Origin of the sequence: Tenacibaculum crassostreae (assembly GCF_964512405.1) — a bacterium.
GTDB classification, from domain to species: Bacteria; Bacteroidota; Bacteroidia; order Flavobacteriales; family Flavobacteriaceae; genus Polaribacter; species Polaribacter crassostreae.
In genome coordinates this window covers 292,021-318,384 of the sequence record NZ_CAZELE010000006.1, presented here as the reverse complement: position 1 = coordinate 318,384, position 26,364 = coordinate 292,021, and the positions used below count along the sequence as shown (strand labels likewise).

General features: G+C 33.6%; 24 protein-coding genes and 5 tRNA genes. 28 read left to right on the top strand and 1 reads right to left on the bottom strand.

The features are described from left to right. The first annotated feature begins 36 nt into the window (after positions 1-36). The 24 genes from ACKTST_RS09570 to ACKTST_RS09455 all read left to right on the top strand — a co-directional run bounded on the left by ACKTST_RS09570 (position 37) and on the right by ACKTST_RS09455 (position 21,420). Positions 37-258, top strand: a complete 222-nt coding sequence (locus ACKTST_RS09570; protein ID WP_408047526.1) for a PspC domain-containing protein — start codon at positions 37-39, stop codon at positions 256-258. Beyond that, on the top strand, positions 258-1,259 hold the full coding sequence (locus ACKTST_RS09565; protein WP_408047525.1) for a potassium channel family protein: 1,002 nt from the start codon (positions 258-260) through the stop codon (positions 1,257-1,259). The genes ACKTST_RS09570 and ACKTST_RS09565 overlap by 1 nt, the downstream gene beginning before the upstream one ends. After that, positions 1,259-2,158 (top strand): SDR family oxidoreductase, encoded by a 900-nt coding sequence (locus ACKTST_RS09560; protein WP_408047524.1) that lies wholly within the window; start codon positions 1,259-1,261, stop codon positions 2,156-2,158. Before ACKTST_RS09565 ends, ACKTST_RS09560 begins: the two co-directional genes overlap by 1 nt. A gap of 88 nt (positions 2,159-2,246) precedes the next feature. Further along, positions 2,247-3,938, top strand: a complete 1,692-nt coding sequence (locus ACKTST_RS09555; protein ID WP_408047523.1) for an alanine/glycine:cation symporter family protein — start codon at positions 2,247-2,249, stop codon at positions 3,936-3,938. An 11-nt stretch (positions 3,939-3,949) separates the two neighbouring features. After that, the gene (locus ACKTST_RS09550) at positions 3,950-4,849 is read left to right on the top strand and encodes a helix-hairpin-helix domain-containing protein (RefSeq protein ID WP_408047522.1); all 900 of its coding nucleotides are present in this window, start codon (positions 3,950-3,952) and stop codon (positions 4,847-4,849) included. A gap of 25 nt (positions 4,850-4,874) precedes the next feature. Continuing rightward, a complete protein-coding gene (locus tag ACKTST_RS09545; protein ID WP_408047521.1) occupies positions 4,875-6,041 on the top strand; it encodes an acyl-CoA dehydrogenase family protein in 1,167 nt (388 codons plus the stop codon). Positions 6,042-6,259: 218 nt separating this feature from the next. Continuing rightward, positions 6,260-6,457 (top strand): 30S ribosomal protein S21, encoded by a 198-nt coding sequence (rpsU, locus tag ACKTST_RS09540; protein WP_028892869.1) that lies wholly within the window; start codon positions 6,260-6,262, stop codon positions 6,455-6,457. An 84-nt stretch (positions 6,458-6,541) separates the two neighbouring features. Then, positions 6,542-7,432 (top strand): tyrosine-type recombinase/integrase, encoded by an 891-nt coding sequence (locus ACKTST_RS09535; RefSeq protein WP_408047520.1) that lies wholly within the window; start codon positions 6,542-6,544, stop codon positions 7,430-7,432. 13 nt (positions 7,433-7,445) lie between these two features. Next, entirely contained in the window at positions 7,446-7,754 is a 309-nt protein-coding gene (gene hpf, locus ACKTST_RS09530; protein WP_408047519.1) for a ribosome hibernation-promoting factor, HPF/YfiA family, read from the top strand. 98 nt (positions 7,755-7,852) lie between these two features. Further along, positions 7,853-7,926 (top strand) — tRNA-Thr (locus ACKTST_RS09525). 43 nt (positions 7,927-7,969) lie between these two features. Beyond that, positions 7,970-8,052 (top strand) — tRNA-Tyr (locus tag ACKTST_RS09520). A 23-nt stretch (positions 8,053-8,075) separates the two neighbouring features. Beyond that, positions 8,076-8,148, top strand: a tRNA-Gly gene (locus tag ACKTST_RS09515). Positions 8,149-8,159: 11 nt separating this feature from the next. Next, positions 8,160-8,232, top strand: a tRNA-Thr gene (locus tag ACKTST_RS09510). A 76-nt stretch (positions 8,233-8,308) separates the two neighbouring features. Further along, positions 8,309-9,496, top strand: coding sequence for an elongation factor Tu (gene tuf / locus ACKTST_RS09505; RefSeq protein ID WP_408047518.1), 1,188 nt, complete (start codon positions 8,309-8,311; stop codon positions 9,494-9,496). Between the two features lie 58 nt (positions 9,497-9,554). After that, positions 9,555-9,627: transfer RNA gene (locus tag ACKTST_RS09500), tRNA-Trp, on the top strand. A 52-nt stretch (positions 9,628-9,679) separates the two neighbouring features. Beyond that, entirely contained in the window at positions 9,680-9,871 is a 192-nt protein-coding gene (secE, locus tag ACKTST_RS09495; protein ID WP_408047517.1) for a preprotein translocase subunit SecE, read from the top strand. Between the two features lie 2 nt (positions 9,872-9,873). Further along, positions 9,874-10,422, top strand: a complete 549-nt coding sequence (gene nusG, locus ACKTST_RS09490; RefSeq protein ID WP_408047651.1) for a transcription termination/antitermination protein NusG — start codon at positions 9,874-9,876, stop codon at positions 10,420-10,422. Positions 10,423-10,486: 64 nt separating this feature from the next. Further along, a complete protein-coding gene (rplK, locus tag ACKTST_RS09485) occupies positions 10,487-10,924 on the top strand; it encodes a 50S ribosomal protein L11 (protein ID WP_028892875.1) in 438 nt (145 codons plus the stop codon). Positions 10,925-10,944: 20 nt separating this feature from the next. Then, positions 10,945-11,637, top strand: a complete 693-nt coding sequence (rplA, locus tag ACKTST_RS09480) for a 50S ribosomal protein L1 (protein WP_408047516.1) — start codon at positions 10,945-10,947, stop codon at positions 11,635-11,637. Between the two features lie 21 nt (positions 11,638-11,658). After that, positions 11,659-12,174 carry a 50S ribosomal protein L10 gene (gene rplJ / locus ACKTST_RS09475; protein WP_408047515.1) on the top strand — a complete coding sequence of 172 codons (516 nt, stop codon included), beginning with the start codon at positions 11,659-11,661 and terminating at the stop codon, positions 12,172-12,174. Between the two features lie 49 nt (positions 12,175-12,223). Then, positions 12,224-12,598, top strand: coding sequence for a 50S ribosomal protein L7/L12 (gene rplL, locus ACKTST_RS09470; protein WP_408034979.1), 375 nt, complete (start codon positions 12,224-12,226; stop codon positions 12,596-12,598). Positions 12,599-12,835: 237 nt separating this feature from the next. Further along, positions 12,836-16,645, top strand: coding sequence for a DNA-directed RNA polymerase subunit beta (gene rpoB, locus ACKTST_RS09465; protein WP_408047514.1), 3,810 nt, complete (start codon positions 12,836-12,838; stop codon positions 16,643-16,645). Between the two features lie 98 nt (positions 16,646-16,743). Continuing rightward, a complete protein-coding gene (rpoC, locus tag ACKTST_RS09460; protein WP_408047513.1) occupies positions 16,744-21,015 on the top strand; it encodes a DNA-directed RNA polymerase subunit beta' in 4,272 nt (1,423 codons plus the stop codon). A 93-nt stretch (positions 21,016-21,108) separates the two neighbouring features. After that, positions 21,109-21,420: a DUF3467 domain-containing protein gene (locus ACKTST_RS09455; protein WP_408047512.1), complete on the top strand. Its 312-nt coding sequence runs from the start codon at positions 21,109-21,111 to the stop codon at positions 21,418-21,420. A gap of 45 nt (positions 21,421-21,465) precedes the next feature. On the opposite strand, the gene ACKTST_RS09450 is transcribed toward ACKTST_RS09455, so the two are convergent. Continuing rightward, complete coding sequence (locus ACKTST_RS09450) at positions 21,466-22,152, bottom strand: Crp/Fnr family transcriptional regulator (RefSeq protein WP_408047511.1); 687 nt, start codon at positions 22,150-22,152, stop codon at positions 21,466-21,468. 103 nt (positions 22,153-22,255) lie between these two features. On the opposite strand from ACKTST_RS09450, the gene ACKTST_RS09445 reads away from it, so the two are divergent. Genes ACKTST_RS09445 through deoD form a run of 4 tightly spaced genes read left to right on the top strand, consistent with a single transcriptional unit; the run spans position 22,256 to position 26,364 of the window. Further along, the gene (locus tag ACKTST_RS09445; protein WP_408047510.1) at positions 22,256-24,631 is read left to right on the top strand and encodes a heavy metal translocating P-type ATPase; all 2,376 of its coding nucleotides are present in this window, start codon (positions 22,256-22,258) and stop codon (positions 24,629-24,631) included. Between the two features lie 29 nt (positions 24,632-24,660). Continuing rightward, positions 24,661-24,993 carry a cupin domain-containing protein gene (locus ACKTST_RS09440; RefSeq protein WP_408047509.1) on the top strand — a complete coding sequence of 111 codons (333 nt, stop codon included), beginning with the start codon at positions 24,661-24,663 and terminating at the stop codon, positions 24,991-24,993. A 4-nt stretch (positions 24,994-24,997) separates the two neighbouring features. Then, positions 24,998-25,663 (top strand): deoxyribose-phosphate aldolase, encoded by a 666-nt coding sequence (gene deoC / locus ACKTST_RS09435; protein WP_408047508.1) that lies wholly within the window; start codon positions 24,998-25,000, stop codon positions 25,661-25,663. 2 nt (positions 25,664-25,665) lie between these two features. Then, positions 25,666-26,364 carry a purine-nucleoside phosphorylase gene (deoD, locus tag ACKTST_RS09430; RefSeq protein WP_408047507.1) on the top strand — a complete coding sequence of 233 codons (699 nt, stop codon included), beginning with the start codon at positions 25,666-25,668 and terminating at the stop codon, positions 26,362-26,364.

Below are 26,364 nucleotides of genomic sequence, written 5' to 3'. Positions count from 1 at the left end.
TTTGAAATTGGTATCTTGCGATTAAAAGGAAGTAAAATGATTAGCTATTTAAGACATTTTTTTGAACGACACGGTTTTAATGTGTCTTCTCGATTTGCAGATCGTTTGGGTATGCGTGCTACCAACGTGCGTTTGTTTTTTATTTATATTTCTTTTGTAACTGTTGGTTTGTCATTTGGTTTGTATTTAACCTTGGCGTTTTTACTACGCTTAAAAGATATGATTTATACTAAAAGAACTTCTGTTTTCGATTTATAATGAATAGCGTTTTTCAATCAAGATTATATAAAGCTATATTCTTTTCTCTATTAATACTAACTATAGGGGTTGTTGGGTATATTTTTTTATTTGGTTATTCTTTTGTAGATGCACTATACATGACGATAATAACCATAAGTACTATTGGTTTTGGTGAGGTGCATCCTTTTGGTACAGGAGAAAAGATATTCACAATAGGATTGATACTTTCTAGTTTGTTTATTTTTGGATATGCAGTATCTTCCTTTTCAGAATATTTAATCAGCGGTCAGTTTTTTCATCAACTTAAAGTAAAAAAAGTTCAAAAAATGATAGAGAAATTAGAAGGACACACCATTGTTTGTGGTTATGGTAGAAACGGTAAACAAGCTATGGCAAAATTAGAAAGCTACAAGAAAAACTTTGTGGTTGTTGAAAAAGACAAAGAACTAGTTAAAAAACTAGATAGTTTAGGGGTTTTAAATATAGAAGGTGATGCTACTACCGATGAAACTTTGTTAAGAGCAGGGATTTTAAAGGCAGATAATTTAATTACAGCGCTACCCTCAGATGCAGACAATTTATTTGTGGTTTTAACAGCAAAGCAGTTAAATAAAAAATGCAAAATTATTAGTAGAGCTTCTAAAGAAACATCGTATAGTAAATTAAAAATAGCTGGAGCTGATAACGTGATAATGCCCGATAAATTAGGAGGTGCACACATGGCTACTTTAGTTGTAACACCTGATGTAATCGAGTTTGTTGATAGGTTAACCATTGAAGGTGATACAACAGCAAATTTAGAGGAAATAGCGATTAATAATTTACCAGAAGAATATTTAGACAGGACGATTTTAGATTTAGATTTACGAAAGAAAACAGGTTGTACAGTAATTGGTTATCGTACTCCAGAGAAAGAATATATTATAAATCCTGATGCAAATGTAAAACTTGAAGCAGGAGCAAACCTTATCGTTTTGGGAAGACCAGAACAAATTAATACGCTTAGAAAGATTTTTTAATGGTAAAAGTAGTTGTAACTGGTAGTAATGGTTTGCTGGGGCAATCTCTGTTAAGTTTATTGCTAAATGAAAAAGAAAACTATCAAGTAATTGGTTTTTCAAGAGGAGAAAATCGTAGCGGTCGAAATGATTTTGAATATGCTTCAATAGATATAACAGAAGAAAAACTGTTATTAGAAAAATTAAATGAATTCAAACCAGATGTTATCATTAACACCGCAGCAATGACCAATGTTGATGCTTGTGAAGATGATAAAGAAAACTGCCATAAATTAAATATTGATGTTGTTCAGTATTTAACTGATTACTCAAAAGAAAACAACACACACTTAATTCATATTTCTACCGATTTTATTTTTGATGGAGAAAATGGACCTTATAAAGAAACCGATGAGCCTAATCCGTTAAGCTATTATGGATGGTCTAAGTTGAAATCAGAGGAAATAGTAACTACTTCCCAAATAGATTTTACCATTTTAAGAACAATACTTGTTTACGGAAAAGTGTTTGATATGTCGAGAAACAATATTGTATTATGGGTAAAACAATCACTGGAAGAAGGTAAAGAGATAACCATCGTAAACGATCAATTTCGCATGCCAACTTATGTAGAAGATTTAGCTATGACTTGCAAGTTAGCAATAGATAAAAAGGCTCACGGAATTTTTAATATTTCATCCAATAAACTGCTAAGTATCTACGAAATAGCACAAGAAATAGCTGAGGTTTTTGAGTTGGATAAAAACTTGATTATACCAATTTCTACAACAACATTAAATCAAAAAGCAAAGCGACCACCAATAACTGGTTTTTATTTGTCGAAGACAAATAAAAAGTTAGGGTTTTATCCAAAAAGCTTTAGAGAAGATTTACAACGATTTAAAGAAAAATTAAAGTAAATTTTATATTTAACAACTAAAACTTGTTGATACTTCATTTTTTTAAGATATTGCGGGCTACTAATTCAAAAACAAACACGTAAATATCATGAAGAAAAAACTTCTTACGTTGCTATTGTTCATAGCACCGATGTTAACCTTCGCACAAGAAAAAGGTTTAGATCAACAAATTGATGAAGCGTTTAAGCCAATTTCAGATTTTTTTAGCAGTGTAATTTTCTTTTCTGTTTTCGGAACTCCATTTGTATTAATATTATTAGTAGCAAGTGCAGCTTTCTTTACAGTATATTTTGGATTCCCAAACATCCGTCACTTTTTTACGGCTATCAATGTAGTAAGAGGTAAATATGAAGATATTGAAAAACACGGAGCTCAATTATTGTACGGAGAAGATGGTATTGCTCAAGGAGTTGATATGAACAAAGTTGATGATATTGAAGAGCATATTGAAAATATTGAAAGCTTACATAGCGATTTAGAAATAGACGGAGATATTAAAGATACTATTAGAGATGAAAGTGAAGAAGGAGAAGTATCGCATTTCCAAGCGTTAGCAACAGCAGTTTCTGGTACAGTTGGTAATGGTAACATTGCTGGGGTTGCATTAGCAATTGCTTTAGGAGGTCCAGGGGCAACATTCTGGATGATTATTTGTGGGTTATTAGGTATGTCAACTAAATTCGTTGAATGTACGTTAGGTGTTCATTATCGTGATGTAGGAGAGGATGGAACTGTATATGGTGGACCAATGTATTATCTTTCAAAAGGATTAAAAGAAAAAGGTTTTGCTACTTTAGGTAAAATTGCAGCAGGGGCTTTCGCAGTTTTCTGTATTGGAGGTTCTTTTGGTGGTGGTAACGCAGCGCAATCTAACCAAGCTACAATTGTAATTAAAGAATTATTAGGTTTAGAAAGTACTGCAGCTGGTGCTATTATTGGTGTTGCGTTAGCGGCATTAGTAGGAATTATCATTATTGGAGGAATTAAAAGAATTGCTTCGGTAACTGAAAAAGTAGTTCCGTTTATGGCATTGTTATATTTATTAGCATGTTTTTATATTTTAGGAATTAACTTTTCTTTAATAGATGATGCAATTTCTTTAATTATTACCGAAGCCTTTAATCCAACTGCAATTGGAGTAGGTGGTGTAATAGGAGTGTTGTTAGTTGGATTTAAAAGAGCAGCGTTTTCTAATGAAGCAGGAGCAGGTTCAGCATCTATTGCACACTCAGCTGTAAAAACTAAATATTCAGCTTCTGAAGGATTAGTAGCGTTGTTAGAACCTTTTATTGATACAGTTGTTATTTGTACAATGACAGCATTAGTAATTATTATCTTTAACTTCGGAGGAGCATTTGAATATGGAGGTGATGGTTCAGGATCTGTATTTATTGATGGAGTTGCTTATGAAGGAGCAGGAATTACATCAAAAGCATTTGCAGCATACATCCCGTTTTCAAATGTATTCTTAACAATAGCAGTAGTGTTATTTGCAGTTTCTACTATGATTTCTTGGTCTTACTACGGATTACAGTCATGGAAGTTCTTGTTTGGTAGAGGTAAAAAAGCGGATTTAACATATAAAATTTTATTCTTAACTTTCGTGGTAATTGGTGCTGCGGCAAGTATGAAATCTATTTGGGATTTCTCTGATGCAATGATTTTTGCAATGGTATTCCCTAATATGGTTGGTTTATATTTGTTAATGCCAGTGGTTAAAAAGCAATTAAAAAGATATCTAGATGCTATTAACCTTAAAAGAGAAGCTGTTGAAGAATAAATAAAAACAAAATGAAAATATTAAAACCCCATTTCTGGTATAACAAACGCCAACGAAATGGGGTTTTCTTTTTGGTGTTGATAATTGTTTTGTTACAAGTCTTATATGCTTTTGTTGATTTTTCTTCAGAAAAAATTATTGATATAAATACTGAAGAGATAAAATCTTTTCAAAAGCAAATAGATAGTTTAAAGTTGGTAGAGTTAGAAAGCAAGAAACCCAAAATATACCCTTTCAATCCAAATTATATAAATGATTTTAAAGGATATCAATTAGGAATGTCTGTCGAAGAAATAGATAGGTTGCTTGCTTTTAGAAAGCAAAATAAATGGATTAACTCTGTTGAAGATTTTAAGAGCGTAACTAAAGTTTCAGATAGCTTGCTAGCTGTAATATCTCCATACTTTAAATTCCCAGATTGGGTAGTTAAAAAAGGGAATGCTAAGAAAATAGGGGTTGAAGAAACTAACCCTTCAAAAAATCATATATATAATAAGGTATATAAAATTTCTACAAACGATTTAAATAAAGCTACACAACAAGATTTTGAAAGTATTAGCGGAGTAGGAGAAGTATTAGCTGAAAGAATTATAAAATACCGAAATAAGTTGCAGGGATATTCGCTCTCAGTTCAATTATATGAAGTGTGGGGTTTAAATAAAGAAACTGCCAACGCTGTTTTGCAAACATTCAAAATTGTAGAAAAACCAAATATTACAAAAGTAAATGTAAATACAGCTATATTTAAAGAGGTGTTGAAAAATCCGTATATAGATTATGAGTTGTGTAAAAAGATTTTTGAGTATCGTGACGAGGTTGCTGAGCTTCAATATATTTCAGAATTAAGAAATATTAAAGATTTTCCATTAGATAAATACGATAGAATAGTTATATATTTGGAAGCAAAATAACAAACAACAAACAATTACAGAGCTAATGAACAGTATGTATTTTACTGAGGAACACGAATCTTTTCGTCAAAGTTTTAAAGATTTTTTACAAAAAGAAGTGGTTCCGCATATAGATAAATGGGAGAAAGAAGGAACAGTTGAACGTTTTATCTGGAAGAAATTCGGTGAAATGGGATACTTTGGTTTAAACCAACCAGAAGAATATGGTGGATTAGGTTTAGACTTATTTTACACCGTAATCTTTTTAGAAGAATTACAAAAAGTAAATTCAGGAGGTTTTGCTGCAAATATGTGGGCGCACGCATATTTGGCAATGACACACGTAAATAAAGAAGGAGACGATCGTATTAAAAACGAATATTTAACTCCAAGTATAGAAGGAGATAAAATAGGATGTTTATGTATCACAGAACCTTTTGGAGGAAGTGATGTTGCAGGAATGAGAACTACTGCAGTTAAAAAAGGAGATACTTATGTAATTAATGGTTCAAAAACTTTTATTACAAACGGAGTGTATTCTGATTATTTAGTAGTTGCAGCAAAAACAAATCCAGAAGACAAACATAAAGGAATGAGTATTTTTATTATTGATAGAGATACTCCAGGAATTTCATCAACTAAATTAGATAAATTAGGTTGGAGAGCTTCTGATACCGCTGAAATTGCTTTTGATAATGTGGTAATTCCTGCTGAAAATTTAATGGGTGAAGAAGGAAAAGGGTTTCCATATATAATGCAACACTTTGCTTTAGAGCGTTTGGTTATGGGAATAAATGCTCATGCGCGCGCAGAGTACGCTGTTGATTATGTAATACAATACATGAGTGAGCGTCAAGCTTTTGGTAAAACATTAGATAAATTTCAAGCCTTACGTCATAAAGTTGCTGAAATGGCAAGTAGAGTAGATATGTGTAAAGAGTACAACTATTCTATTGCAAAACGATTAAACGATGGTGTATATGTGGTAAAAGAAGCAAGTATGAGTAAGTTACTATCTACTAAAATGGCAGATGAGGTAATTTACGAAGCGTTGCAATTATTAGGAGGGTACGGTTATATGGAGGAATATCCTATGGCGCGTTTACTTCGCGATAGTCGTTTAGGGCCAATTGGAGGTGGTACATCAGAGATTCTCAAGGAGATTATCGCAAAAATGGTAATTGATAAAAAAGAATATAAGCCAGCTACATAGCTGATACAAAATACTGAAATGAAGTCCTGTTATAATATCAGGGCTTTTTTTATGTGCAATTTTTTAACAAAAAGGAACTTTAAAATTAGTTTCGTATAAATAAAACTTTGTATCTTTGCCGTCCAAACAAATGAAATATAATTTAATTAATTGATAAACTGAGAGTTATCGGTTAATATTTAAAATACAAAGACTACAATGAAAGGAGGTGCAAACATATGTTAATCATTCCAGTTAAAGAAGGAGAGAATATCGATAGAGCGTTAAAACGTTATAAGCGTAAATTTGATCGTACAAAAACGATGAAGCAATTACGTAACAGAAAGCAATTTACAAAGCCATCTGTAGCTAAACGTGCTCAAATGATTAAAGCATCTTACGTTCAGAGATTAAGAACTCAAGAAGAAGTAGGATAGTAATCATCCTTATAATGTATAAAACCTGTATTGATTTCAATACAGGTTTTTTTTTGTACCTTCATTTTACGAAATTAAAAGTATATGTATATACAAGCTTTTTTAGATTACTTAGAGTTTGAGAAAAATTATTCTCAAAACACCATTCAAGCATATAAGACAGATTTAATAGCGTTTAAAGATTTTTGCGAGGTAGAGTTTAATCAAGAAGATTTAGAAAATGTTCATTACAATCAAATTCGTACGTGGATTGTTAGTTTGGTAAATAACGGTGTTTCAAACAGAAGTGTAAATAGAAAAGTAAGTTCGTTAAAAACCTTTTATAAGTTTCTTCAAAAAATAGGAGAGATAACTACAAATCCGTTATCAAGTCACAAAGCATTAAAAGTTCAAAAGAAAATTCAAACTCCGTTCGATCAAAATGAAGTAGAAGAGGTGTTGAGGTTAATGAGTGATGATTCAACCGATTTTGAATCAATAAGAGATCGATTAATTGTTGAGTTGTTGTATTCAACAGGAATGAGAAGAATAGAGTTGATTAATATAAAAGAAAGCGATGTAGATCATTCAAAAAAAGCGATTAAAGTTTTAGGAAAAAGAAATAAAGAAAGATATGTAACAATTTTGCCTTCAGTGTATAAAACATTGCAAGTATATTTAAATCAAAAAAGAAATTACGAAGCAGAAAACGAAGAGGCTCTTTTGGTAACAAAAAAAGGGGTTAAAATTTATGAAACTCTTGTTTACCGAATAATAAATTTGTACTTTAGTAGGGTGTCAACAAAAGCAAAAAAAAGTCCACATATATTAAGGCATGCTTTTGCAACACATTTGCTTAATAACGGTGCGTCGTTAAATTCGGTTAAAGAATTACTAGGGCATTCAAGTTTAGCCTCTACCCAAGTATATACGCACAATAGCTTGGAGCAAATAAAAAAAGTGTATAATCAGGCTCATCCTAGAGAGTCAACCTAAAGATCGAAGAATTATGAAGGTATTCACACAGTCAGTAAATTTCTCAGCAGACAAAAAATTATTAGACTTCATTGAGAAAAAAGTAGGGGGATTAGAAAGGTTTCATGATAAAATCGTTGATGCAGAAGTGTTTTTAAAAGTGCAAAAAACGAGCGAAAAAGAAAATAAAATAACCGAGGTAAAAATTAATATACCAGGTAATGAATTGATGGTGAAAAAGCAGTACAAAACTTTTGAAGAAGGAGTTAGTGTAGCGGTAGAGTCATTAAAAAGACAGTTACAAAAATCGAAAGAAAAAACAAAGGATGCTTTAGTGTCTTAAAAACAATAAAAAATAATTTAAAAAAGTTTTAAAAATTAAAAATTACTTTTTACATTTGCAGTCCGTTAGAAATAGCGGATTGTTTTTTTATAGCAAAAGCCGATGTAGCTCAGCTGGCTAGAGCAGCTGATTTGTAATCAGCAGGTCGGGGGTTCGAGTCCCTTCATCGGCTCTAAAAGAACAAAAGTTCATTAAAATTTTGATTTAAGATTCTTGGGGAGATTCCAGAGCGGCCAAATGGGACGGACTGTAACTCCGTTGTCTTACGACTTCGCAGGTTCGAATCCTGCTCTCCCCACTAAAATCTTAACAAGCAAAATTGCGGGAGTAGCTCAGTTGGTAGAGCGTCAGCCTTCCAAGCTGAATGTCGCCGGTTCGAACCCGGTCTCCCGCTCTAAATCTATTGCCGACATAGCTCAGTTGGTAGAGCGCATCCTTGGTAGGGATGAGGTCACGGGTTCAAATCCCGTTGTTGGCTCTATTTTAGAGTTTATTTGACAAGAGTTTTAAAAATAACACTAAATATATTTAACTAAGAATTAAAATTAATAATCATGGCAAAAGGAACTTATGATCGTTCGAAACCGCACTTAAACGTAGGTACTATTGGTCACGTAGATCACGGTAAAACTACTTTAACTGCTGCAATTACAAAAGTTTTAGCAGATGCAGGATATTCTGAGCAAAGAGCTTTTGATCAAATCGATAACGCTCCAGAAGAAAAAGAAAGAGGTATTACAATTAACTCTTCTCACGTAGAGTATGCAACAGCAAACCGTCACTACGCACACGTTGACTGTCCGGGTCACGCCGATTACGTAAAGAACATGGTAACTGGTGCTGCGCAAATGGATGGTGCTATCTTAGTAGTAGCTGCTACAGATGGTCCAATGCCTCAAACTCGTGAGCACATCTTATTAGGTCGTCAGGTAGGTATTCCACGTATCGTTGTTTTCTTAAACAAAGTTGATATGGTTGATGACGAAGAGTTATTAGAGTTAGTAGAAATGGAAGTAAGAGACTTATTATCTTTCTATGAGTATGATGGGGATAATGGTCCTGTTATTGCTGGTTCGGCTTTAGGAGCATTAAACGGAGAGCAAAAGTGGGTAGATACAGTATTATCTTTAATGGAAGCTGTTGATACTTGGATTGAAGAGCCACCAAGAGATACTGAAAAAGATTTCTTAATGCCGATTGAAGATGTATTCTCTATTACTGGTCGTGGTACTGTAGCAACAGGACGTATCGAAACTGGTATCATCAACTCTGGTGATGCTGTAGAGATTATCGGTATGGGTGCTGAAAAATTAACTTCTACTGTAACTGGTATCGAAATGTTCCGTCAAATCTTAGATAGAGGTGAGGCTGGAGATAATGCAGGTATCTTATTAAGAGGTATTGCAAAAGAAGATATCAAGAGAGGTATGGTAATCGTTAAGCCAGGTTCAGTAACTCCACACGCTAAGTTCAAAGCTGAGGTGTATATCTTAAAGAAAGAAGAAGGTGGACGTCACACTCCATTCCACAACAACTACCGTCCACAGTTCTACGTACGTACAACTGACGTAACTGGTAACATTAACTTACCTGATGGAGTTGAAATGGTAATGCCAGGTGATAACTTAACAATTACAGTTGACTTAATCCAACCTATCGCATTAAACTTAGGTTTACAGTTCGCAATCCGTGAAGGAGGTAGAACAGTAGGTGCTGGTCAGGTAACTGAAATCTTAGACTAATTATAGTTTAATATAAAAGCTAAAGGAGTCTCTTTAAAACGAGAGACTCCTTTAAAATACGGGTTTAGCTCAGTTGGTAGAGCACTGGTCTCCAAAACCAGGTGTCGGGAGTTCGAGTCTCTCAACCCGTGCAAAACTAAAACGAGTTGTGGTTAAAACTGCAGCTCGTTAAAAGGATAAAATATGAGTAACTTTGTACAATACATTAAAGATTCTTTTGAAGAATTAAATACCAATATGACTTGGGTTTCTCGTGAGGAGGCACAAAAGTCTACAGTTGTTGTAGCTGCATTTACAATTGTTTTTGCATTAGCTGTGGCTGCTATAGATAGGGTTTTTCAAATGGGGTTAGATAATTTCTTTAAAATGTTTTAATGATGGCTGATTCGGTGATGAAGTGGTATGTTGTGAGAGCTATTGGAGGTCAAGAGAATAAGGTTAAAACTTATATCGAGACTGAAATTGCGCGTCATGGGTTGTCTGATTATGTAAACCAAGTAATCGTTCCAACTGAAAAAGTTATTCAAGTAAGAAACGGAAAGAAAATAAACAGAGAACGTGTTTATTTTCCTGGTTATGTAATGGTAGAAGCTAATTTAGCAGGTGAGGTTCCTCACGTAATTAAATCAGTAACAGGAGTTATTGGTTTTTTAGGTGAAACAAAAGGAGGAGATCCAGTACCAATGCGTAAATCAGAAGTTAACAGAATGTTAGGTAAGGTTGATGAACTTTCTGTTAAAGATGAAAATGTTGCAATTCCTTATTCAGTTGGTGAAACTGTTAAAGTAATTGACGGGCCTTTCAATGGATTCGATGGAACTGTAGAAAAGGTTAATGAAGAAAAACGTAAGTTAGAAGTAATGGTAAAGATTTTCGGAAGAAAAACACCATTAGAGCTAAATTACATGCAAGTAGAGAAAATATAATTGTTACACCTATATTTTGGTGTGTTTAAGCTTCCAATTTAAGCACATCGTTAAATCTTAAACAATGGCAAAAGAAGTAAGTAAATTAGTAAAACTACAAGTTAGGGGAGGTGCAGCGAATCCGTCGCCACCAGTTGGACCCGCTTTAGGTGCTGCCGGTGTTAACATCATGGAGTTCTGTAAGCAGTTTAATGCTCGTACACAGGATAAACAAGGTAAAGTATTACCTGTTGTTATTACAGTTTATACAGACAAATCTTTCGAATTTGTTGTAAAAACTCCACCAGCTGCGGTACAATTATTAGAAGCGGCCAAAATTAAGAAAGGTTCAGGTGAGCCTAATAGAAAGAAAGTAGCAAGCGTATCTTGGGATCAAATTCGTGGAATTGCAGAAGACAAAATGGCTGATATGAATGCCTTTGAAGTTGAATCTGCAATGAGAATGATTGCTGGAACTGCTCGTTCTATGGGATTAACAGTAACAGGTGATGCTCCTGCATAAACTTAAAAGCAATTTAGAAAATGGCAAGATTGACTAAAAAACAAAAAGAAGCTCGTGCTAAAGTAGATAGCTCTAAAGTTTATAATTTAAGTGAAGCATCAGCTTTAGTTAAAGAAATTACAAACGTAAAATTTGATGCATCTGTAGATTTAGCAGTACGTTTAGGAGTAGATCCTCGTAAAGCTAACCAAATGGTACGTGGTGTTGTAACATTACCTCACGGTACTGGTAAAGATGTTAAAGTTTTAGCATTAGTTACTCCAGATAAAGAAGCAGAAGCTAAAGAAGCTGGTGCTGATTATGTTGGATTAGATGAATACCTTCAAAAAATTAAAGGAGGATGGACTGATGTTGACGTTATTATTACTATGCCTTCAGTTATGGGTAAATTAGGTCCTTTAGGACGTGTATTAGGTCCTCGTGGTTTAATGCCAAACCCAAAAACAGGTACAGTAACTATGGATGTTGCAAAAGCAGTACAAGAAGTAAAAGCTGGTAAAATCGACTTTAAAGTAGATAAAACAGGTATTGTACATGCAGCAATCGGAAAAGCGTCTTTTGATGCTAATAAGATTGAAGAAAATGCAAACGAGTTAATTCAAACATTAATTAAATTAAAGCCAACAGCGGCTAAAGGAGCTTATATTAAGAGTATTTTTATCTCTTCTACAATGAGTCCTAGTGTTGCTGTAGATGTTAAAACAGTATCGTAAGGCAGTTAAAACTTTTTAATTATGACTAGAGAGGAAAAATCACAAGTAATACAAGATTTAACAGCACAATTAGCAGATACTAGCACAATCTATTTAGCAGATATTTCTGGTTTAGATGCAGCTACAACATCTAACTTACGTAGAGCTTGTTTTAAAGCTAACGTACAATTGGCAGTTGTTAAAAATACATTGCTTGAAAAAGCAATGGAAGCTTCTGATAAAGATTTTGGAGAGTTACCAGGTGTATTAAAAGGTAATACTTCAATGTTAATTGCTGAGGCAGCGAACGCACCAGCAAAAGTTATCAAAGAGTTCAGAAAAAAATCAGACAAACCTTTATTAAAAGGAGCGTATGTAGAAGAAGCAGTTTATGTTGGAGATGACCAATTAGATGCTCTTGTTAACATCAAGTCTAGAGAAGAACTTATTGGAGATATCATTACATTATTACAATCTCCTGCTAAGAATGTTGTTTCAGCATTACAGTCAGGTGGTGGTAAGTTATCAGGTATCTTAAAGACATTATCAGAAAAATAATTTCGCGCACTAATAAACTAAAATAATAAAATTTTTAAAAACAATTAAAATGGCAGATTTAAAAGATTTCGCAGAACAATTAGTTAACTTAACAGTAAAAGAAGTTAATGAATTAGCTGATATTTTAAAAGAAGAGTATGGTATTGAGCCAGCAGCAGCAGCTGTAGCAGTAGCAGGTCCAGCAGCAGGTGGTGGAGATGCAGCTGAAGAAAAAACTGAGTTTGATGTAATCTTAAAAGCGGCAGGTGGTTCTAAATTAGCAGTTGTAAAGTTAGTTAAAGAATTAACTGGATTAGGATTAAAAGAAGCTAAAGAAATCGTTGATAGCGCACCAGCACCAGTAAAAGAAGGAATCTCTAAAGATGAGGCAGAAGGTCTTAAAAAATCTTTAGAAGAAGCAGGAGCTGAGGTAGAGCTTAAGTAAGCTATACTCCCGATTTAAAAACGGGAAAAAACAATTAAGGTTTAGGTACTAGAAACTTCGGTTTTTAGGCCTAAACCATTTTGTGTATATATTCGTTCTTTATTTATCACACTATTTTAAGTTGTGGTTTTTACGATTATAAAGTGCTGGTTTTTAATCAGTAAAAGCAATTAAAATTGCAGTATTGAAACAAAAAAGTTTCAAAAAATATATTTTTAATTAAAAATAGCATCTCTTTTGGCAACGATAAACACTACTGAAAGAATTAACTTCGCGTCTTCGCAGTTAGGAGCTGATTATCCAGATTTTTTAGATATTCAGGTAAAATCTTTCCAAGATTTTTTCCAATTGCAAACTAAAGCTGAAGAGCGAGGAGAAGAAGGTTTGTATAAAACTTTCATGGATAACTTCCCGATTACCGATACACGTAATCAATTTGTATTAGAATTTTTAGACTACTTTGTAGATCCACCAAGATACAGCATTCAAGAATGTATTGAGCGTGGTTTAACTTACAGTGTACCTTTAAAAGCACGATTAAAATTATATTGTACCGATCCTGAACACGAAGATTTCGAAACAATCGTTCAAGATGTATACTTAGGTACAATTCCTTATATGACAAACTCTGGAACGTTTATTATTAACGGAGCAGAGAGAGTTGTTGTATCACAATTACACCGTTCACCAGGTGTATTCTTTGGGCAATCTTTCCACGCAAACGGAACCAAATTATACTCTGCAAGAGTAATTCCATTTAAAGGTTCTTGGATAGAATTTGCTACCGATATCAATCAAGTAATGTATGCTTATATTGATAGAAAGAAAAAATTACCAGTAACAACGTTATTCAGAGCCATCGGTTTTGAAAGAGATAAAGATATATTAGAAATTTTTGATTTAGCTGAAGAAGTAAAAGTTTCTAAAGCTGGATTAAAGAAAGTATTAGGGCGTAAATTAGCTGCAAGAGTTTTAAAAACTTGGCATGAAGATTTCGTAGACGAAGATACAGGAGAAGTGGTATCTATTGAACGTAACGAAATTATTTTCGACCGTGATACAATTATTGAAAAAGAAGATGTAGATGAAATAATCGAATCTGGAGCTAAAACTATCTTATTACACAAAGAAGATAATCAGCTAGGAGATTATGCTATCATCCATAATACATTACAAAAAGATCCTACAAACTCAGAAAAAGAGGCTGTAGAACATATATATAGACAATTACGTAATGCTGAACCGCCAGACGAGGAAACTGCAAGAGGAATTATTGATAAATTATTCTTCTCAGAACAACGTTATTCATTAGGTGAGGTAGGACGTTTTAGAATGAATACTAAACTTGGTTTAGATGAAGATTTAGATCAAAAAGTATTAACAAAGACCGATATTATTACCATTATTAAGTATTTAATTGAGTTAATCAATTCAAAAGCTGAAGTAGATGATATCGATCACTTATCTAACCGTCGTGTTAGAACTGTTGGTGAGCAATTAGCAGGTCAGTTTGGTGTAGGTTTAGCTCGTATGGCGCGTACTATTCGTGAAAGAATGAATGTTCGTGATAACGAAGTATTTACTCCAATCGACTTAATTAACGCTAAGACGTTATCATCAGTAATTAACTCTTTCTTTGGTACCAACCAGTTATCTCAGTTCATGGATCAAACAAACCCATTAGCAGAGATTACTCATAAGCGTCGTTTATCAGCTTTAGGACCTGGAGGTTTATCACGAGAAAGAGCAGGTTTCGAGGTTCGTGACGTTCACTATACGCACTATGGTCGTTTATGTCCGATTGAAACACCTGAAGGACCAAACATTGGACTTATTTCGTCATTATCAGTATTCGCTAAAGTAAATAACTTAGGATTTATTGAAACTCCGTATAAGAAAGTTGAAAACGGAGTGGTATCTAATGAAGAGCCAATTTACTTATCAGCAGAGGAAGAAGAAGGTAAGAAGATTGCACAATCTAACCTACCTGTAGCAAATGATGGTAAAATTGAAAGCGATAGAGTAATTGCTCGTGAAGAAGGAGATTTCCCAGTGGAAAGTCCTGAAGCAGTTAACTATATGGACGTTGCTCCTAACCAAATCGCTTCGATTTCTGCATCGTTAATTCCTTTCTTAGAGCATGATGATGCGAACCGTGCGTTAATGGGATCGAACATGATGCGTCAAGCAGTTCCATTATTACGTCCAGAGTCTCCAATCGTTGGTACTGGTTTAGAGCGTAGAGTAGCTAAAGACTCTCGTATCTTAATCAATGCTGAAGGAGCAGGAGTTGTTGAGTATGTAGATGCTAACAAAATTACAATTAAGTACGATAGAACTGAAGAAGAGCGTATGGTAAGCTTTGATTCAGATGAAACATCTTACGACTTAATTAAATTTAGAAAAACCAACCAAGGTACTAACATTAACTTAAAGCCAATTGTAAAAGTTGGTGATAGAGTTGAAGAAGGACAAGTACTTTGTGAAGGATATGCAACACAAAAAGGAGAATTAGCTTTAGGTAGAAACATGAAAGTAGCCTTCATGCCTTGGAAAGGGTATAACTTCGAGGATGCGATTGTGATTTCTGAAAAAGTAGTTCGTGAAGATATCTTTACTTCTATTCATATCGATGAGTATTCATTAGATGTTCGTGATACGAAGTTAGGAGCAGAAGAGTTAACAAACGATATTCCTAACGTTTCTGAAGAGGCCACTAAAGACTTAGATGAAAACGGTATGATTCGAATTGGAGCAGAAGTAAATCCTGGTGATATCTTAATTGGTAAGATTACACCAAAAGGAGAGTCTGATCCAACTCCTGAAGAAAAGTTATTACGTGCTATCTTTGGTGATAAAGCAGGTGATGTAAAAGATGCTTCATTAAAAGCTTCTCCATCATTAAGAGGTGTTGTAATCAATAAAAAACTATTCAAACGTGCCGTAAAAGATAAGAACAAGCGTGCTCGCGATAAAGAAGCAATTGCTACTTTAGAAGCATCTTTCGTATCTAAATTCGAAGCGTTAAAAGATACTTTAGTTGAAAAATTATTTAACTTAGTATCTGGTAAAACTTCACAAGGAGTTTTTAACGACTTAGGAGAAGAAGTATTACCAAAAGGTAAAAAGTTCACTCAAAAAATGTTAAATTCTGTTGAAGATTTTACGCATTTAAACGGAACTTGGACTACCGATAAAGAATTAAACGATATGGTTGTTGAATTAGTTCACAACTATAAAATTAAGTTAAACGACTTACAAGGAGTTTTACGTCGTGAGAAGTTTACAATTTCTGTAGGAGACGAATTACCAGCTGGAATCTTAAAACTTGCTAAAATTTATGTTGCTAAGAAGCGTAAATTAAAAGTAGGAGATAAGATGGCAGGACGTCACGGAAACAAAGGTATTGTTGCACGTATCGTACGTCAAGAAGACATGCCTTTCTTAGAAGACGGAACACCAGTAGATATCGTATTAAACCCATTAGGGGTACCATCGCGTATGAACATTGGTCAGATTTATGAAACTGTTCTTGGTTGGGCAGGTCAAAAATTAGGTCAAAAATATGCAACTCCAATTTTTGATGGGGCTTCTTTAGATGAGATTAATAAATTAACAGACGAAGCAGGAATTCCAAGATTCGGTCATACATATTTATATGACGGAGGTACAGGTAAACGTTTCGATCAGCCTGCAACGGTAGGAGTAATTTATATGATTAAGTTAGGTCACATGATTGAAGATAAGATGCACGCACGTTCTATCGGACCTTACTCATTAATTACTCAGCAACCATTAGGAGGTAAAGCTCAGTTTGGAGGTCAGCGTTTTGGTGAGATGGAGGTATGGGCACTTGAAGCATATGGTGCATCAAGTATCTTACGAGAAATCTTAACTGTTAAGTCTGATGATGTATTAGGTAGAGCAAAAACTTACGAGTCTATCGTTAAAGGAGAAGCAATGCCAGAACCAGGTTTACCAGAATCATTTAACGTATTAATGCACGAACTTAAAGGTTTAGGATTAGACGTTAAATTAGAAGAATAATCACAGTGAAATGCCTCAGAATGTAAACTCTGAGGCAAATCATTTTTTCAATATCAGTCTTATTATAAGACATTTATTTTTAATTCGAATCCATTATCATGGCAAGAAAAAACGAAAAATACACTGTTAAGAAGTTTAACAAAATTTCAATAGGTTTAGCATCACCTGAGTCTATTTTAGAGGCTTCTAAAGGAGAGGTGTTAAAACCAGAAACTATAAACTACCGTACACACAAACCAGAAAGAGATGGATTGTTTTGTGAGCGTATCTTTGGTCCTGTAAAAGACTATGAGTGTGCGTGTGGTAAATATAAAAGAATTCGATATAAAGGTATCGTTTGTGACCGATGTGGTGTTGAAGTTACTGAGAAAAAAGTACGTAGAGATAGAGTAGGTCATATTAACTTAGTAGTACCAGTTGCACATATTTGGTACTTTAGATCATTACCTAACAAAATGGGATACCTTTTAGGGTTACCATCTAAGAAGTTAGATATGATTATTTACTACGAACGTTACGTAGTAATTCAACCAGGTATTGCTAAAAATGCTGAAGGAGAACCATTACAAAAAATGGATTTCTTAACAGAAGAAGAGTATTTAGATATTGTAGATACACTTCCACAAGAAAACATGTACTTAGAAGATACTGATCCTAACAAGTTTATCGCTAAAATGGGAGCAGAGTGTTTAATCGATTTATTAGAAAGAATCGATTTAGACCAATTATCTTACGAGTTACGTCATAAAGCAAATACTGAAACGTCTAAACAACGTAAAAACGAAGCATTAAAACGTTTAAATGTTGTTGAAGCTTTTAGAGATTCTCAAAAGAACAGAGAAAACAATCCAGAATGGATGATTATGAAAGTAGTTCCGGTTATTCCACCAGAATTACGTCCATTAGTTCCATTAGATGGAGGTCGTTTTGCTACTTCTGATTTAAATGATTTATACCGTCGTGTAATTATCCGTAACAATCGTTTAAAGCGATTAATGGAAATCAAAGCTCCAGAAGTAATTTTACGTAACGAAAAGCGTATGTTACAAGAATCTGTAGATTCATTATTTGATAACACACGTAAATCATCAGCAGTAAAAACTGAATCTAACAGACCATTAAAATCATTATCTGATAGTTTAAAAGGTAAACAAGGTCGTTTCCGTCAAAACTTATTAGGTAAGCGTGTTGATTATTCTGCACGTTCGGTAATTGTTGTTGGACCTGAGTTAAGATTATTTGAATGTGGATTGCCAAAAGATATGGCAGCTGAATTGTACAAACCTTTTGTTATTCGTAAGTTAATCGAAAGAGGAATTGTTAAGACAGTAAAATCTGCAAAGAAAATTATTGATCGTAAAGAACCAGTAGTTTGGGATATTTTAGAAAATGTAATTAAAGGACATCCGGTATTATTAAACCGTGCTCCTACCTTACACCGTTTAGGTATTCAAGCATTTCAACCAAAATTAATAGAAGGTAAAGCTATTCGTCTACACCCATTAGCATGTTCGGCATTTAACGCCGATTTCGATGGGGATCAAATGGCGGTTCATTTACCATTAGGACCTGAAGCTATTTTAGAAGCTCAGCTATTAATGTTAGGTTCTCACAACATCTTAAACCCAGCAAACGGAGCTCCTATTACAGTACCATCACAAGATATGGTATTAGGGCTTTATTATATGACTAAAGAAAGAAAGTCAACTCCTGAAGTGCCAATTAAAGGTGAAGGATTAACTTTCTATTCACCAGAAGAGGTTATCATTGCCTTAAATGAAGGACAAGTAAACTTAAATGCTGGTATTAAAGTACGTACCAAAGATGTAGAGAATGGTGAACAAGTTACTAAGATTATAGAAACTACTGTAGGTAGAGTTTTATTTAACGAGGTAGTACCAGAAGCAGCAGGATACGTAAACGAGGTTTTAACTAAGAAATCTTTAAGAGGAATTATTGGTAACATTTTAAAAGTTACAGATATTCCTTCAGTAGGTCAATTCTTAGATGAAATCAAGAACATGGGATATAAATACGCTTTCGAAGGTGGTTTATCATTCTCATTAGGAGATATCATTATCCCAGAAGAAAAACAAGCAATGATTGCTGAAGCTAACCAAGAAGTGGATGGAATCATTATGAACTATAACATGGGTATGTTAACCCAAAAAGAACGTTATAACCAGGTAATTGATGTTTGGGGATCTACCAACAACCGATTAACTGAATTATCGATGAAGCGTTTACGTGAAGATCAACAAGGATTCAACTCAGTATACATGATGTTAGATTCTGGAGCACGTGGATCGAAAGAGCAGATTCGTCAGTTAACAGGTATGCGTGGTCTGATGGCGAAACCTAAAAAATCGACTTCAAGTGGTGGAGAAATTATTGAAAACCCGATTTTATCGAACTTTAAAGAAGGTTTATCAATTTTAGAATACTTTATCTCTACGCACGGTGCTCGTAAAGGTCTTGCCGATACCGCATTAAAAACAGCCGATGCTGGTTACTTAACTCGTCGTTTAGTAGATGTATCTCAAGATGTTATTATTAACGAAGTAGATTGTGGTACATTAAGAGGATTAGAGGTTTCTCCATTAAAGAAAAATGATGAAATCGTAGAATCTTTAAGCGATAGAATTTCAGGTCGTACAGCATTATATGATGTATATCCACCAAATTCTGATGAATTATTAATCGCTGGAGGTGAATTAATTACACCTGTATTAGCTGATAAAATTGAAGCTGCTGGTGTAGATTCTGTTGAAGTTCGTTCAGCATTAACTTGTGAATCTGAAAGAGGAATTTGTGAGAAGTGTTACGGACAAAGTATGTCAACTGGTAAGAAAGTTCAAAGAGGTGAAGCAGTAGGTGTTATTGCAGCACAATCGATTGGAGAACCAGGTACACAGTTAACATTACGTACGTTCCACGTTGGAGGGGTAGCAGGAAACATTTCAGAAGACAATAAGTTAATCGCTAAGTTTGATGGTAATGTGTCAATTGACGATTTACGTACTGTAAATGGTAAAGATAGTAACGGAGAAGAAGTTGAAATCGTTATTTCTCGTACTGCTGAAATTAAAATTACCGATAAGAAAACAGGTATTGTATTAAGTACAAACATTATTCCTTACGGTTCTATCATCTTTGATAAAGATAGAGAAACGATTAAAAAAGGAGATGTAGTATGTCAGTGGGATCCATTTAACGGAGTTATCGTTTCAGAATTCGCTGGTAAAGTGAAGTTTGATAACTTAGAGCAAGGGATTAACTACTCTGTAGAAATCGATGAACAAACTGGTTTCCAAGAAAAAGTAATTACTGATTCTAAGAACAAGAAAATTATACCTTCATTAATTATTGAAGATGCTGATGGTAATGCGTTACGTTCGTACAGTTTACCAGTAGGAGCTCACTTAATTGTTGATGATGGAGATAAAGTTGAATCTGGTAAAACGTTAGTTAAGATTCCTCGTAAGTCTGGTAAAGCAGGGGATATTACAGGAGGTTTACCACGTGTAACAGAGTTATTCGAAGCACGTAACCCATCTAACCCAGCAGTTGTTGCTGAGATTGACGGAGTTGTTTCATTTGGTAAGATTAAGCGTGGTAACCGTGAAATCATTATCGAATCTAAGACAGGTGAGATTAAGAAATACTTAATTAAGTTATCTAATCAAATCTTAGTGCAAGAGAATGACTTTATCAAAGCAGGTATGCCGTTATCAGACGGAGCAATCACTCCAATTGATATCTTAAATATCAAAGGACCTTCAGCTGTACAAGAGTACTTAGTAAACGAAATTCAAGAAGTATATCGTTTACAAGGGGTAAAAATTAACGACAAGCACTTCGAAGTAGTTGTTCGTCAAATGATGCGTAAAGTTAGAATTATTGATTCTGGGGATACATTATTCTTAGAAAATCAATTAGTTCACAAAACAGACTTTATCCAAGAAAACGACGCTATTTACGGAATGAAAGTTGTTGAAGATGCTGGAGATTCTGAGAACTTAAAACCAGGACAAATCGTTTCTGCTCGTCAATTAAGAGATGAAAACTCTTTATTACGTAGAGAAGATAAAAACTTAGTAATAGCACGTGATGCTCAACCAGCAACAGCTGAGCAAGTATTACAAGGTATTACAAGAGCTTCGTTACAAACGAAGTCATTTATCTCAGCTGCGTCGTTCCAGGAAACTACTAAAGTATTAAACGAAGCCGCAGTTAATGGTAAAGTTGATACATTAGAAGGATTAAAAGAAAATGTAATTGTTGGTAAGCGTATACCAGCAGGTACAGGAATGAGATCGTACGAAGATCAAATTGTTGGTCCTAAGGATGAGATTGAACAAAGTTTATAATAAACTTATGTTTTATAAATAATATCAAGGGTTTAGAGTTCATAGAATTCTAAACCCTTGTTTTTTTAAAAACTACATAGTATTAATATATATATGGAAGATAACAAGAAAGAACCTCAATTAAATATAGAGTTAGATCAAGAAATAGCTGAAGGAACGTATAGTAATTTGGCAATCATCAATCACTCAATTTCAGAATTTATTGTTGATTTTATCAATATAATGCCAGGGGTACCTAAAGCAAAAGTAAAATCTAGAATTATATTAACTCCGCAACACGCTAAGCGTTTATCAAAAGCGTTAGCTGATAATGTTCGTAAATTTGAACAAGCAAACGGAGAAATTAAAGATTATGAGCAACCACCAATTCCGATGAATTTTGGAGGAACAACAGGAGAAGCTTAAGCATAAAAAAATCGTCTAACTAGACGATTTTTTTATTTTATAAGATTAAAATCCTTCGGATAAGTCTTTTAAAGATTTGGTATCGAGTATAAAAATTTCTTTACCCTTTAAATCAATCATTTTTTTCTTTTTAAATTCAGAAAGTAATCGAATGGCACTTTCGGTGGCGGTTCCAATGATATTAGCAATATCTTCTCTTGATAAATTTACATCTAACGAACCGTTTTCATTCTTCTTGAACTTAGAATCTAAAAGTAACAGCGTAGCTGCTAAACGTTGTTTTACCGTTTTTTGAGCCATATCAACAATTACATCATCAGCACTTTTTAAAGAAGAAGCCATTTTCTTTAGCATGTCCATAGAAAAGTTTGAGTTGTTTTCTAAATCTCTAAGAATCTCTTCTTTAGGGATAAAACATACTTCCATATCATTAACAGCTATAGCTTTTAAGTTTGAAGCTTCATTATTTATTAAACTACGCTCACCTAAAATATCACCTTTTTTAATTAGGTGAATGATTTGATCACGACCGTTGTCACTCATCTTAGAAACTTTACAAACACCGTCTTTTATGCAGTAAACACCATTAATGTGTTCACCTTCGTCAAAAAGAACTTCCCCTTTTTTTATTGTTTTTGAAGTTTTACAACCGGTAATTCTAATAAGTTCTTCTTTTGTTAAAGCTTTTAAAGAATTGAATTCGCGAATGATACATTGTTCGCATTTGCTCATGATATGCCTTTTTTTAACTATCTCAAATATAAGAAAAAGCTGATAATTATCATGTTTTGAAAGGGAAACTTATCAGACATTTGTACCAGGCAAAAGAGTAAATATGGAAAGCACAATTTGTTTTCATTGTGGTAACGAGTGCGACACAAAAAAGATTACTGTAGAAGATAAGTTTTTCTGCTGTAACGGTTGTAAAACCGTGTATGAGATTTTCTCAGAAAACGATTTAACTTGTTACTATGATTTTCAAAATAATCCAGGAGCAATTCCTGAAGAAATACAAGGAAAATACGACTTCCTTGATAATCTACCAATTGTAGAAAAGTTACTAGAGTTTAACGATGGTAATATGCAAGTAGTGAACTTGTATATACCTCATATTCATTGTAGTTCTTGTATTTGGATTTTAGAAAATTTACACAAGTTACAAGAAAATGTAAGTTCTTCTCAAGTTAACTTTCCGAAGAAAACGGTACGAATTACCTATAATTCAGAAAAAACTTCATTAAAAGAAATAGTTTTATTATTAAGTTCTGTTGGTTACGAACCTTATATAAGTTTAGAAGATTATGAGGTAGGAAAAAAGAAAGTAGATCGCAGTTTAATTTATAAATTAGGAATAGCAGGTTTTGCTTTTGGAAATGTAATGTTTTTATCGTTTCCAGAGTATTTTGAAGTATCAGAATACTGGTTAGAACAGTATAAAGGAATTTTCCGATGGTTAATGTTTTTCTTTTCGCTACCTGTAGTTTTTTATGCAGGAGTTGATTATTTTATATCAGCATATAAAGGACTTCGTTCAAAGATTTTAAATATAGATATTCCTATAGCTTTAGGAATATTAGTATTGTTTGTTCGTAGTACTGCTGAAATTGTTTTCGATTTAGGAACAGGTTTTTTTGATAGCTTAACAGGATTGGTTTTCTTTTTATTGTTAGGAAAGTTTTTTCAACAAAAAACCTATAATTTTTTATCGTTTGAACGTGATTATAAATCCTATTTTCCAATTGCTGTAACGAAAATTACTACCGATAAAAAAGAAGAAAACACTCAAATTTATGATGTTAAAAAAGGAGATAGACTTTTAATAAGAAATCAAGAATTAATTCCAGTTGATGGAATTTTAATCAGCGGTAATGCACAAGTAGATTATAGTTTTGTTACTGGGGAAGCAGTTCCTGTAAATAAAAAATCAGGAGATAAGTTATTTGCAGGAGGTAAGCAATTATCAGGAAGTATAGAGATGGAAGTGTTAGCATCGGTATCACAAAGTTATTTAACACAATTGTGGAGTAATGATGTTTTTCAAAAAGATAAAAGTTCTTCTTTTAAAACATTAACAGATAAGATTAGTAAAAATTTTACCATTGTTGTTTTATCTATTGCATTTTTATCAACAGCATTTTGGTTGTATTACGATTCGAGTGTAGCGTTAAATGTGTTTACTTCGGTGTTAATCATTGCATGTCCGTGCGCAATAGCATTGGCAGCTCCGTTTACTCTAGGAAACATCTTACGAATTTTTGGAAGAAAGAAATTCTACCTAAAAAATGCCACAGTAGTTGAGCAATTAGCAGCTGTTGATTCAGTAATTTTTGATAAAACAGGAACCTTAACAACAAACAAAGAAAATACAATTACTTACGAGGGAGAAAATTTAGATACTACTCAAAAATTAATTTTAAAAGGTTCGTTACGTGCTTCAAACCATCCTTTAAGTAGAATGTTGTATACTTCGTTAGCTAATGAAAAAATGTTGTTAGTTGAAGATTATAAAGAATATGTTGGTAAAGGAATTGAAGCCAATTATGAACAAACTAAGATAAAAATTGGATCTGCATCTTTTGTTAAAAGCGTTAAAGAACAAACGAATTTAGATACTTCTGTACATGTAAGTGTAAATGATGAGTATAAAGGAAAGTTTGTGTTTAAGAATGCGTATCGTAATGGTGTAAATGAGTTGTTTACTGAGTTAAGTAAAAATTGCGATTTATCGGTTGTTTCTGGCGATAATGAAGGTGAACAACAATTTTTGCAAGGATTCTTACCGAAACAAACCACATTTTTATTCAATCAAAAACCAGAAGATAAACTGCATTATGTTGAGAGTTTACAACAAAAAAATAAAAGTGTGTTAATGATTGGTGACGGATTGAACGATGCAGGAGCCTTGGCTCAGAGTAATGTTGGGGTGGCAATTTCGGAAAATATAAATGTGTTTTCGCCAGCATGTGATGCTATTTTAGATGCAACCAAATTCAATCAAATAGCGAGTTATATTAAAGCATCAAAAAAAGCAGTTCAAATTATTAAGTATTGTTTTTTACTATCTTTAATGTATAATATTATAGGACTTTATTTTGCAGTTACTGGGCAATTAATGCCTGTAATAGCTGCTATTTTAATGCCCTTAAGTTCAATTAGTGTTGTAGTGTTTACAACTATTGCAACTAATATGTTAGGAAGAAAAATAAAATAGCTCATAATAGGCAATTAATAAAAAAACGTATGAATATAGGTTCATTTTTAAAAGATATAAAGTTTAACGAGATCAAACCAGCAGTGTCTTTAGTATTAGATACTGATTTTTCAAAGGAAATTAGAGTTGCCTTTAAAAAAGGACAAACAATGGAAGATCATCAAGCTCCTTTTGCTATTATTGTTCAAGTGCTAAAAGGGAGCATAGATTTTGGGGTTGGAGAAGAGGTAAAAGAGATGACTACTGGTGATATAATATCATTAAAACCACAAGTAGTTCATAATTTAACTGCAACAGAAGAAAGCGTAGTTCGGTTATCACTATCAAAATTAGATACTTTAAAAAGAGTGAAAAGCGTATAAAATCATGAAGATTAATAGATATATAGATCATACTTTATTAAAAGCTACAGCAACCAAATCTGAAATAGAAAAGTTATGTAATGAGGCAATAGAACATGAGTTTTATGCTGTTTGTGTAAATGGAAGTTTTGTAGAATTGGCAGTTATAGAATTGCAAAATACCAACGTGAAAGTCGCTGCTGTAATTGGTTTTCCTTTAGGAGCAATGACAACCGAAGCCAAAGTTTTTGAAGCCAAAGATTGTATTGACAAAGGAGCATCAGAAATTGATATGGTAATTAATATAGGTAAGTTGTTAGAAGGAGATGAAAAGTATGTAGAAAAAGAAATTCGATTAATTAAAGAAGCAATCGGAGAAAACGTTTTAAAAGTAATTTTTGAAAATTGTTACTTAACTAAAGAACAGATAAAAACAGCTAGCCAATTAGCAGTAAATGCTGGGGCGGATTTTGTGAAAACTTCAACAGGTTTTGGAACTGGTGGAGCAACTTTTGAAGACGTTACCATTATGGATAACGTTGTAGATGGTAAAGCTCAAATAAAAGCTGCAGGTGGAATTAGAGATGTAGAAACTGCTTTAAAATATATAGAAATGGGCGTTACTCGTTTAGGGACATCCTCAGGAGTTTCTTTAGTAACTACAGGAATTTCAGATAAAAATCAGTATTAATTATGAGTGTACATATAGAAGCAAAAAAGGAAGAAATAGCAGAAACGGTTTTATTACCAGGAGACCCGATGCGTGCAAAATGGATTGCCGAAACTTTTTTAGAAAATCCTGTTTGTTATAACGATGTACGTGGTATGCTAGGTTTTACAGGAACTTACAAAGGAAAAAGAGTTTCTGTTCAAGGAACAGGAATGGGGATTCCTTCTGCTTTAATTTATGCTCACGAATTAATTACCGAATACGGAGTTAAAAACTTAATTCGTGTAGGATCAGCAGGGTCGTATCAAAAAGAAGTTGAAATTAGAGATATTGTTATTGCCATGGCGGCATCTACAAACTCAGGTTTAAATACCATCCGTTTTAATGGAGCAGATTATTCACCCACAGCTAGTTTTGAGTTGTTTCAAAAGGCTATTGAAGCAGCTAAAGAAAAAGGAATTCCGTTAAAAGCAGGAAACATTTTAAGCTCAGATGAATTTTATGCTGATGAATTTGAAAGCTATAAAAAATGGGCAGATTATGGAGTGCTTTGTGTTGAGATGGAAACAAATGGGCTGTATACTGTTGCTGCAAAACACAAAGTAAACGCACTATCAATTTTAACCATTTCAGATAGTTTAGTTACTGGAGAAAGAACGACTGCAGATGAAAGGGAACAAACCTTTAAAGAAATGATTGAAATCGCTTTAGAATTGGCTTAA